Annotated in this window: 6 protein-coding genes and 1 pseudogene; 6 read left to right on the top strand and 1 reads right to left on the bottom strand. The window is 39.3% G+C overall.

What is annotated here, in order from left to right; translation table 11 throughout:
- Nucleotides 1–122: 122 nt before the first annotated feature.
- The 3 genes and pseudogenes from VHA01S_RS10480 to VHA01S_RS18670 all read left to right on the top strand — a co-directional run.
- On the top strand, nucleotides 123–1,127 hold the full coding sequence (locus tag VHA01S_RS10480; RefSeq protein WP_023404341.1) for a S66 family peptidase: 1,005 nt from the start codon (nucleotides 123–125) through the stop codon (nucleotides 1,125–1,127).
- A gap of 471 nt (nucleotides 1,128–1,598) precedes the next feature.
- Nucleotides 1,599–4,499: a UvrD-helicase domain-containing protein gene (locus tag VHA01S_RS10475; RefSeq protein ID WP_023404340.1), complete on the top strand. Its 2,901-nt coding sequence runs from the start codon at nucleotides 1,599–1,601 to the stop codon at nucleotides 4,497–4,499.
- A gap of 570 nt (nucleotides 4,500–5,069) precedes the next feature.
- Nucleotides 5,070–5,246 (top strand): annotated as a pseudogene (locus tag VHA01S_RS18670) (IS66 family transposase); the annotation flags it as partial.
- A 6-nt stretch (nucleotides 5,247–5,252) separates the two neighbouring features.
- Here the strand turns inward: VHA01S_RS18670 and VHA01S_RS10470 are convergent.
- Entirely contained in the window at nucleotides 5,253–5,663 is a 411-nt protein-coding gene (locus VHA01S_RS10470; protein ID WP_023404338.1) for a GFA family protein, read from the bottom strand.
- A gap of 803 nt (nucleotides 5,664–6,466) precedes the next feature.
- Between VHA01S_RS10470 and cas3 the strand changes: the two genes are divergently transcribed.
- From cas3 to VHA01S_RS10455, 3 genes are read left to right on the top strand one after another with little or no spacing between them, the layout of a single operon-like run.
- On the top strand, nucleotides 6,467–8,884 hold the full coding sequence (gene cas3, locus VHA01S_RS10465; RefSeq protein ID WP_023404337.1) for a CRISPR-associated helicase/endonuclease Cas3: 2,418 nt from the start codon (nucleotides 6,467–6,469) through the stop codon (nucleotides 8,882–8,884).
- A gap of 9 nt (nucleotides 8,885–8,893) precedes the next feature.
- On the top strand, nucleotides 8,894–9,436 hold the full coding sequence (gene cas6e, locus VHA01S_RS10460; protein ID WP_023404336.1) for a type I-E CRISPR-associated protein Cas6/Cse3/CasE: 543 nt from the start codon (nucleotides 8,894–8,896) through the stop codon (nucleotides 9,434–9,436).
- A 12-nt stretch (nucleotides 9,437–9,448) separates the two neighbouring features.
- Nucleotides 9,449–9,868, top strand: coding sequence for a CRISPR-associated protein (locus VHA01S_RS10455; protein WP_023404335.1), 420 nt, complete (start codon nucleotides 9,449–9,451; stop codon nucleotides 9,866–9,868).
- Nucleotides 9,869–9,870: the final 2 nt, after the last annotated feature.

Raw genomic sequence — 9,870 nt, 5'->3', positions numbered from 1 at the left:
GCCCCAAAGCTTCTTAGTTCAATTTGAATTGTGTTTAATATGTAATGGGCTAAGCTAGTTAGCTGCGTTACTCACGTCTTAACGTGGCGATATTTTGTTTGAATTATGGAGGATAAGGGTAAGTGATATTCCCGAAAGCTTTAAAAGTTGGTGATAAAATTGGTTTTTTCTCACCATCATCACCAGCAACGGCTTTTGCACCAAATCGCTTCAAGCGAGCAAAGTCATATTTGGAATCTCAAGGGTTTGAACTAATAGAAGGTTGCCTCACTGGTTGTTCTGATTCATATCGTTCAGGCTCAATTCTCGAACGCGCTGAAGAGCTTAATCGATTAATCCGTGATCCTAATGTAAGGTGTATCATGTCAACAATTGGTGGTAGTAATAGTAACTCTTTGTTACCTCACATCGATTATGAAGCACTTAGGAACGATCCCAAGATTATTATAGGCTATTCTGATGTAACTGCTTTGTTATTAGGTATATATGCTCAAACAGGGCTAATTACATTTTATGGCCCAGCACTAGTTGCATCATTTGGCGAGTTTCCCCCCTTAGTTGAAGATACGCTTAAGTCTTTTCTGGAAATTTTGTGTTCTGAGTCTGACTCATATCGTTACATCATGCCTTTATCGTGGACGGACGTTAAGCATAACTGGGAAACACAAGATTCTACAAAACCTACTTACACAAATAAATGGCAGTTCATAGGTAGCGGTGAAGTCAGAGGTCGTATGATTGGTGGCAACCTAAATACCATGGCAGGTATATGGGGTAGTCAGTATATGCCAGAGATAGAGTTGGGCGATATCCTCCTTATTGAAGATTCTTTGAAAGGCATCGAGACTGTCGAGCGCTCTTTTGCCCACCTAATGGCTTGTGGGGTGTTTGAAAAGGTTGGCGCTATTATATTAGGCAAGCACGAACTGTTTAATGACAAAGGGACGGGGCGTACCCCGTTGAACGTTCTGCACGAAGTCTTAAATGGCAAAAATGTTCCAATACTTTATGGCTTCGACAGTTGTCATACGCACCCAATGTTGGTTACACCACTGGGAGTGCAGGTCTCCATTGATTTTGACAACAAAACCATTGGGCTTGAAAGTCAGTGGGTATCAGCAAAATAACAGGTGTTTAAGGTATTAAGATACTTTTACTAATCTGATATAAGCGGCTTATTAGATTGAATGAAACTCACTTCTGTCCAAAAATGATTTAGCTTCGTCAATTCGATTCGTAATGAACACTCTCATTTCTATCTTTATTCTTGTTTTCTAAAGTTAGTTGAGACTCAACAGAGCAACTCGCCTGTCAAACAAGGGGGGTTGTTTTGAAGTAAGTGCCCTACTCGTCTGTTTAATTAAAGAGACTGTGACTATGAAACTCAGCGTCTTTTGTTCTAGAAAGAACTGCAATTGTAGCTCAACTTTGGGTGGTGAGTTGTTGGGGGGGGGGATTTAAGTATGTTTATAAGAGTGAGATTAAGTAACTGCACTCTAAACAGTGATCGTAGACTGAGAACTTACTTGTTATTTGTATTAGTGTTTAGGGCTTAGATACCTTGTTAATTATTATTGAACCATACTACTGACTTTTTTATGCCTGCAGATAAACAGAAATTGACCATAAACAACTTTTACCTAACACTGCTTCAAGTTATTCGATACTACCGTTCGTCGCCGAATATTAACGTCTTTTCAGATAGAGTTGAGTTCACTCAAAATTCGGAGACAAGTCATCATGTAATGTTTCAAGATTTGATTAACTTGCCAACAGTCGAAAGAAATTGGTTTTTTAAGATAATCACGATTCATACGGAAATAAAAAGCTATAGATTATACGTACCCAAGACATCACCACTATTTATTTTGCCTGATGATAAGCTTCTAGGTATTAGGAAGGTGGCTAAATTTTTTGACATGCTGTTAATTGGTCATAAGCAGCAGTTTAGTCTACTAGCTGATAAAGAGTACTTAAGGGATTCGTCCATTCCTAAACTTGACTGCATGATTCGACCATTAGTCTCTGCTTTTGAAGAAAACAGAGTGATATGGACAGAATACTTATCTTCTGACAGTGTTAATTGGTTAAATTTTGCGGCAGGAATATTGCCGTTGGAAGCAAACGCAGAAGTGGTACGCCAAAGCTATGAACAGCATCGATTAAACCAAAGAAAATATTTCTATGATCTGGTCGAGTCTAACCCACTTACGCTAGATCAAAGGCTCTCCATTGTCCGGGAAAATGACAGGAACATGATATTAGCTGCCGCTGGGACAGGGAAAACGTCGGTGATGGTGGCTAAGGCACTAGATCTAATCGATAGTGGTCAATTAAAGCCCTCTGAAATACTTTTACTTGCTTACAATAATGCTGCGGCCAAAGAGCTTAGCGATAGGCTTCGGGTCAGAGCGAAAATGGCTGATGTTACATTATCATCAGAGCCTCAGATCTCGACATTTCATGCGTTAGGGCGAAAGGTGCTTCAGAGTTCAGGTATTAGCACGCATATATCGGTCTTGGCTGAAGACCCACAGAAATTCGATAAGTGGGTTCATGATTGGTTGGTTAATTATGTCTCATCAAGTAGTGTGGCAATGAAGAACTTCATTGCTATTCATTATCGTCCAGCCGATCCGTTTGAGTTTACTGATCAATCAGAATACGAGCGGTATATTCGTGATAATGAGTACAGAGCATTATCTGGTGATCTTGTTCGGGGCTATCAAGAGTTATTAATCGCAAATTTCTTGTATTTGAATGGAGTGTCTTTTTCTTATGAGCCGCAGTATATAACCAAAGCTAGGGTGGATATTGGTTATGACTATCGTCCTGATTTTTATTTTGATGGTACCAATATATACCTTGAGCATTTTGGGATTAGCCGTGACGGGGGAACAGCTCCTGGAATTGACAAAGTAGCGTATAACGAAGGGATAGCGAATAAGCGTAAGTTGCATCGAGAACACAATACAGTTCTCTTGGAGACTTTCCATTACCAATGGACAGAAGGGGTTCTAGAAGACTCTTTAAAGGCACAATTACTCGAACATAAAATTGAATTGAGTCCGATAGATCCTAAAGATGTTTATGCTGCACTAAATGAATCTGGCGTCATTGATAACGGGGCTAAAATATTGCAGAAATCACTTTCCGCTATTCGTGTTGAGCAACTTTCTGATAAAGACATTATCGATAGGTTAAAGGCTAGCCATGTCCCTCATGCAAATCGACATGCGTCTATCCTGCAACAATTACATCACGATTATGTGGATTTTTTAGGAGAGCAAAATGCGATTGATTTTGACGATATGATAATACGTTCTTGCGAAGCCATTAACTTGGGGCAGTTCCATCCTACATGGAAATTTGTATTGGTAGATGAATTTCAAGATATCTCTCAGTCACGCAGTGAAATGCTAAAACAGATTATTGAAAAAGGACCTAACCCGAAACTGACCGTTGTAGGTGATGATTGGCAGTCCATTTATCGATTTTCTGGTGGTAAATTGGAGCTGACGACTCGCTTTGACTCTTTTTTTGGTCATAAAACACTGACTAAATTAGAGAAAACGTTCCGATATAACAATAGTATTGCGGATACGGCTGGAAAGTTCATTATGCAAAATAATGAGCAATATAAAAAACACATTAAAACGCACACTCAAGTAGAACAATCGCAAATATTTCTTTACGACAGCCATAGTCCTAATCAAAAAAATGGTATGGCCATGCGAACGGCAGAGATTGTAAAAATGATCAAGCAGGAAGATAGCACCGGAAGTATTGCTATTCTGGGTCGATATAACTTCTTACTCAACGAGGCTAGGGAAGAGCTTAAGCGAGAAAAGTTAGCGAATAATGTGAAATTCTGGTCTTTTCATGGCAGTAAAGGGCTTGAGGCCGATTATTGTATATTGATTGGTTTTTTACAGGGGAAACTGGGTTTTCCATCTGATAATGTCGATCATGAGGTGGTAGGTGCATTGCTACCTTCACTCGACACATACCCTCACAGCGAAGAACGGCGCTTGATGTATGTGGCATTAACCAGAGCAAAGCATAAGTCGTTCTTAATTGCGGATCCAACCGCTCGTTCGTCGTTTATTTCCGAGCTTCTTGAAGACGGCTATGATATTAATATTGAGTCACAGCGGTTCAAATCAGAAATTAGCAAAGCGTATAAATGTCCGTTTTGTACCGATGGGTATTATCAACAGTATAAAGGGAAATACGGCATGTTTTACCGTTGTAGTTCAGGCTCAGCGTGTAAGTCGAAACCTAGAGTCTGCAAAACGTGTGGCTTTCCTCAAGTGGATGGACGAAAACACAGTAAGTGCCTCAACGATAACTGCCAAGAGTCTCTAGCTTTGTGCTCTAAATGTGCAAGACCTATGAAATTAAGAACCGGACCCTATGGCAGTTTTTATGGTTGCACGGGGTACGGTTTGAAGAATGATCCTTGTTCAAATAAAGAAAAAGTAGCGTATTTTGAATAAGTATTGTTATTGAATATGGGGAAAACTGAAACTACCAACTCGGATACTAAGAACAAGTAAGTGTATGTTTGTCGTTTATCAAACGATTAGAACCCTTATCTTAAGCTTGTTGATATGTGTTTTGTCGCTCCCTTAGTGAGTAAAATCGACAAAATACCTTACTCAATTAAGCGCAAAATCTCAGTAAAAGGGGAGGGTGGAATAATATCGACTGCTAGATGTTCAACCTCATCATACGCAAATGAACGTATGTACCCGTAGTCACTCACCTTATAGCCATTTATATCCATTATGTAAGCGTAAAAGCTGAGTTGAAGCTGATCTTTCAACAAATAAAACCTGTCATGCACGCTTGGTCAACTCGGCCAAGGAGTTGTAAATCATGCTACCGTGTTTGAATTTCAGACTCAGACAGCAGTAATTGAGAGGCAACACTTCGCCCGTGAAGCCTTGACAGCAAGTTTATGTGACGAGGTTAACTTGATCCCATATTCGACTGAAGAGGCGAAAGATATTATCCATTTTTTATGGAATAACCTAGTCGAACTTGAAGACTAACTAAACCAAAATAGTCGCAATTCTTCTATTCCGTCATCTCAACAGCCTTTGCATAATAAAGCCAAGAATACGTCGTCGAATCGGAAGAAATCTGGAAAGAAGCAAGGAGCTCAACCCGGTTATGAAGGCCACCGCCGACTAGTTCACCCCATTAATTTTGATGACTCGATTCGTATTGCTAACTGTTAAATTGAGTTATTTTTGTCGATCCGCGGGATGATTTACACCATCGTAGGTTGGGATTTTTTGCACTTTCAAGGGGTTGATACCCTCTAGGCAAGCAACATTAAAGCCATACTGACTAGGGTTGGAGCGCCTTTGGTGGTGAGTATATATACCGCACTCTCCGCAGAAGTAGTGCTTTGCTTCGTTGGTATTGAATTGGTACAGTTTTAATTTATCTTCACCTTTTATGATCTTGATGCCTGACAACGGCACAGAGGCTGCAATAGCCCCCCTTCTGCGGCATAATGAGCAGTCGCACCTCCTTAAATCTTCAACACCATTTGGTAGATAGAGTTCAATTTCTACACTGCCACAATGACACGTAGCCTTATGTCTCTCTTGAATGGGAATCCCATCAATTTCTTTTAACGTTATAGTCATTAAAGCTCCTCACCATCTTCCATGAATAAGCGTAGTAGAATTACGCATTTATATACTATTGAATTTTTAAACATATTTGCTAATCGAATCAACTATCTATATCGAGATTTATTGATTGGGATATGGGATTTTCCTGATCTCCACGGCACCTTTCGCTAAACCGATGCGTTCGGCTGGAGTTTTCCCATCTTTATTGCTCTTTTTGCAATAGTTGTAATAGACCCTGAGAATTTGCAGTAACTTCGCTATAATTGCGGGTTATAAGGACTTTTACTTGTCCAAACTCTACCATGATTAGAGTTGTACCAATTAGCCTTTCCAGCATGGACAATCTACATCTAACTCTCCTGAAGAATATCGCCGTACTAAGCAAGTTACAGATATGAAGAATTTTAATACCGGCTTTTGGTCAGCAACAGAACACATTATTGATGGAGTGATGGTCAATGTCGAGTTTGCCATTTTGAGGATCTATACCGGTAAACCATGGATTTAAGTTTTCTTCACTACTTCGTCGTGGACTTGCAAAGCGGCTATTGTTTATTTTTCCTTTGCTACTGTATTTGGCCTTAGTGAAACCTATAGCGTTGCCTGTGTATATTTATCCGTTATTTTTGGGTGCAATGGGAGCTATTATGTTGATCGTATTGAATAGTACTAAACGGGTGTAGGGGGGAGAAAGGTTTCATATCAAGTTATCCCCAATATATTTAGGATGCCATCCCATCTTCAGTTATATAATATTGCAGAGACAACTAATAGGGATAGTATATAAGGCTATATTAAAAACATATAGTATTATAATGTTAATGAATATCTCCTCTCCTGTTTTTTCATACTGGGGAAAAGCCCAAAAGTGTAGTGATGGACATCATAAATTCCATTTACTTGTCTACCATTGCTTAGATGTCGTAGCCGTAGCAGATGTATGGCTAAAACACTCCAATATATTATTGAACCAGTTCTCTCAACACGTTAACCAACCCCCTGAGAAAGCGAGAAAAATAGTCCTTTTTTTTGTGCTCTTGCACGATTTTGGGAAATTTGATTGCCGTTTTCAAGGTTTTATTGAGAGCATAAGAATTCAGCTACAAGGGGATGAATTTGAAGTCGAACCAGAGCGGTATTCGCACGGTTCGTTTGGCTATCACTATTTTCGCCAGTTGTATGGTAATAACGAAGCTATGAAGGCTGTTGCTGGGCATCATGGTTGCTGTGATCTTTTGATGAATTTTGATGAACCTGATGCAGATGAAGAGTTAATTGAGTTAGATATCCAAGCTCGCCAAGTATGGATCAAATGCTGCCTTGATTGGCTGGGACTGGAAAATATTCCTAATGTTGGTGAAATCCCTATGTTAGCTGGGTTATGCAGTGTGTCCGACTGGATAGGTTCCTCGATAACACCTTTTTACACTGAGCCTACTCTTACATTAGATGAATACTATGTTCAGATAAAACCAGAAGCAGAAAAAGCGTTGTTGGCAACTGGAATGATTAATGAACTAGAAGGTTCTGGCTTTGAGTTTTTATTTCCAAGTTATGAACCAAGAGGAATTCAAACACTCTTGCCAACCATGCCAATAACGGCAGGTTTAACTATTGTTGAATCGGATACTGGATCTGGAAAAACCGAATTTGCATTGTCTTATGCTTCAGAGCTTATAGCGCAAAATTTAGCGGATGGCGTTGTATTTGGTTTGCCGACTCAAGCAACGGCCAATGGGTTATATGATCGTATTGGAGAAGCGGCTGAAAAACTCTTTCCGGACTCAATAGTGACTTTAGCGCACGGTAAATCCCGTTATGTTACTGAGCAATTGGTCCCTGATGAAAATGGCTTTTTATATCGATCAAATAAACGAGCGTTTTTGGGTTCCATGTCAGTAGCAACCGTCGATCAAATTTTGATGGGTGTTCTTGGTATAAAACATCAATTTATCCGTTCATTTGGTACTCGTAAATCTGTTTTAATTCTTGATGAAATTCACAGCTTTGATGCTTATATGTATGCTTTGATAGAGCAGGTATTGAAAGGGCAGCATCAAGCTTTTGCGAGTGTTATTTTACTATCCGCTACGTTACCTACAGTTTTGAAAGAAAAATTGCTTGCCCCTTATGCGGGTTGTTCAAAAAGTGATGATTATCCACTTATTACGCATAGTGGATTGGATGGCATAACTACAGAGTTTTCACTAGCAGAAAAAACTGAAAAAGTAGTGAGTAAAACCATTCACTCTCAATTGTGGCAAAGTAGCAATTTGATGCCAGAACCAGGACAGCAGGAAGAGTTACTCGAATGGGCAAGGCAAGGAGCTATGGTGGGTATTATTTGTAATACCGTTAATGATGCTCAGATGCTTTATCATGAATTGTGCGTAAAGAGTAACGATGTCGATATCGATTTATTTCATGCTCGCTATGTATTTGGGGATAGGTCAAAAATAGAAAAGCAGGTATTAGCTACTTATGGAAAAGAAGCGCTAAGAACCGGACGGATTTTGGTGGCGACTCAAGTTGTTGAGCAGTCGCTTGATCTGGATTTTGATTTACTTGTTAGTCAAATCGCACCAATAGAGTTTCTGATGCAACGTATGGGACGATTGTGGCGTCATGATAGAGAATCTGGAGATTTAGCTCCCCGTTCGAATATATTTAACAAGCCCACTTTCATTACAATAGTGCCAAGTATTGAAGCAAGTGATTGGCAGATACATTATCGTGATACTGGTTTTGTTTATTCTAATATTCGGACCTTGTATCGTACTCATCATTACCTCAATAAAGTCGACTTTCTGACGTTCCCTGATTGCTATCGTGATGCTATTGAGTTTGTTCATCGGCATGACAGTTATGATTTTGAACCAAAGCAGCTTACTCAAATATATGAAACTTATATGGCGCAGCAAGAAGGCAGTCATTATGCTGCAAAAATGTACAGCACTTTAGATTCTAAACCATTAAATGACGTTGATCCTCGCTGTGCTTTGCTTACTCGTGAAGGTGAGATGAGTGCCACTGTTGTGGTATTTAAACAAAATGGAGAGTTGTGGTATGGCGGAGATTATTCAGAACAGCACGATAGAGAAAATAGCTCTGTTGCATTGAACAAAAAACATGCAAAAGGAGTTAAAGACGAAGAGTTTCATTGTATAAGATCCGTGGTAGATAAAGATATTATTTACAATGAATTAGGCGTTGTTCTCGACCCAAAAAAATAAGGAAAGATCATGTATATATCTATGGTGACACTTGATGTCACTGATACTTATGATCAGCATCAAGCGATTTGGAGTTTGTTTCCAGATGCGCCTGATCGTAAGAGGGATCATCTGTTTCGTATAGAAAATAAAAACGGCCGTCAATTAGTTGCATTATTACAGTCGACCTCTCAACCTATGAGCAGTAAAAGTGCTAAGGTTTTGAAAAGTAAGGTATTTAACCCGGTAATCACCAATGGAGATTATTTTAAATTTAAATTAACCGCTAATCCAACTAAGTGTTTGAGCGAAGGAAAAAAAGTTGTAGAGCTAAAAACAGAAGCTCAGCAAGTGGAATGGTTACAACGTAAACTAAATGGCGCAAATGTGACCGTTACATCCATTGATAGCCATGTAACCAATAGTCGTAAGTCATCCCATAGTCGATTTGTAACCTTTGAAGGGGTTTTACAAGTGATTAATTCTGAGCAGGTTTATAGTGCGTTAGTCATGGGGATTGGACGTAAAAAGCACGCAGGTGCGGGGTTATTATCTTTGGCGAAAGTAAACTAAAGAGGAGAAGCTATGTATCAGAAAATTTATCAAGCCTATAACCAGTTGGCTACTGGTGATCGAGCTCAACTTAAACGCAGCAACTTAAAAAATATGCGTGATCTCCCTGCTTATTTTCGAGTACTCAAATATACGGGGTTAAAAGATAATCAACAGACCTTGCGGATACTTTTTCTATTGGTTGCTTTAAAAATTAACTCAGATCAATCACAAGCCGATACGGTTGCGAAAGCAATGATTAAAGCAGAAGTTAAAGAGCATCAGGTGAATCAAATAGTGCGAAGTGGTGAAAATGGCTTGGAGTATCTCAAACGTCAACTCATTCGCTGCGATAATCTGTGCTTAGATAGCGTTGGACAATTAGCGCAGTATTGGGGAGACAATACACGTAGAAATTTATTAAAAACATTTATTTTAGAGCAACAAGATTAACT

The organism is Vibrio halioticoli NBRC 102217, from assembly GCF_000496695.1.
Lineage (GTDB): Bacteria > Pseudomonadota > Gammaproteobacteria > Enterobacterales > Vibrionaceae > Vibrio > Vibrio halioticoli.
The sequence above is the reverse complement of the archived record's forward strand: the minus strand, read 5'-3'. Positions and strand labels throughout refer to the sequence as shown.

Excerpts from the sequence above, each read along its gene's own strand:
- VHA01S_RS10475 (WP_023404340.1), top strand. The coding sequence starts at position 1,599 with ATGCCTGCAGATAAACAGAAATTGACCATAAACAACTTTTACCTAACA.
- VHA01S_RS10470 (WP_023404338.1), bottom strand. The coding sequence starts at position 5,663 with ATGACTATAACGTTAAAAGAAATTGATGGGATTCCCATTCAAGAGAGA.
- cas3 (WP_023404337.1), top strand. The coding sequence starts at position 6,467 with ATGTTAATGAATATCTCCTCTCCTGTTTTTTCATACTGGGGAAAAGCC.
- cas6e (WP_023404336.1), top strand. The coding sequence starts at position 8,894 with ATGTATATATCTATGGTGACACTTGATGTCACTGATACTTATGATCAG.
- VHA01S_RS10455 (WP_023404335.1), top strand. The coding sequence starts at position 9,449 with ATGTATCAGAAAATTTATCAAGCCTATAACCAGTTGGCTACTGGTGAT.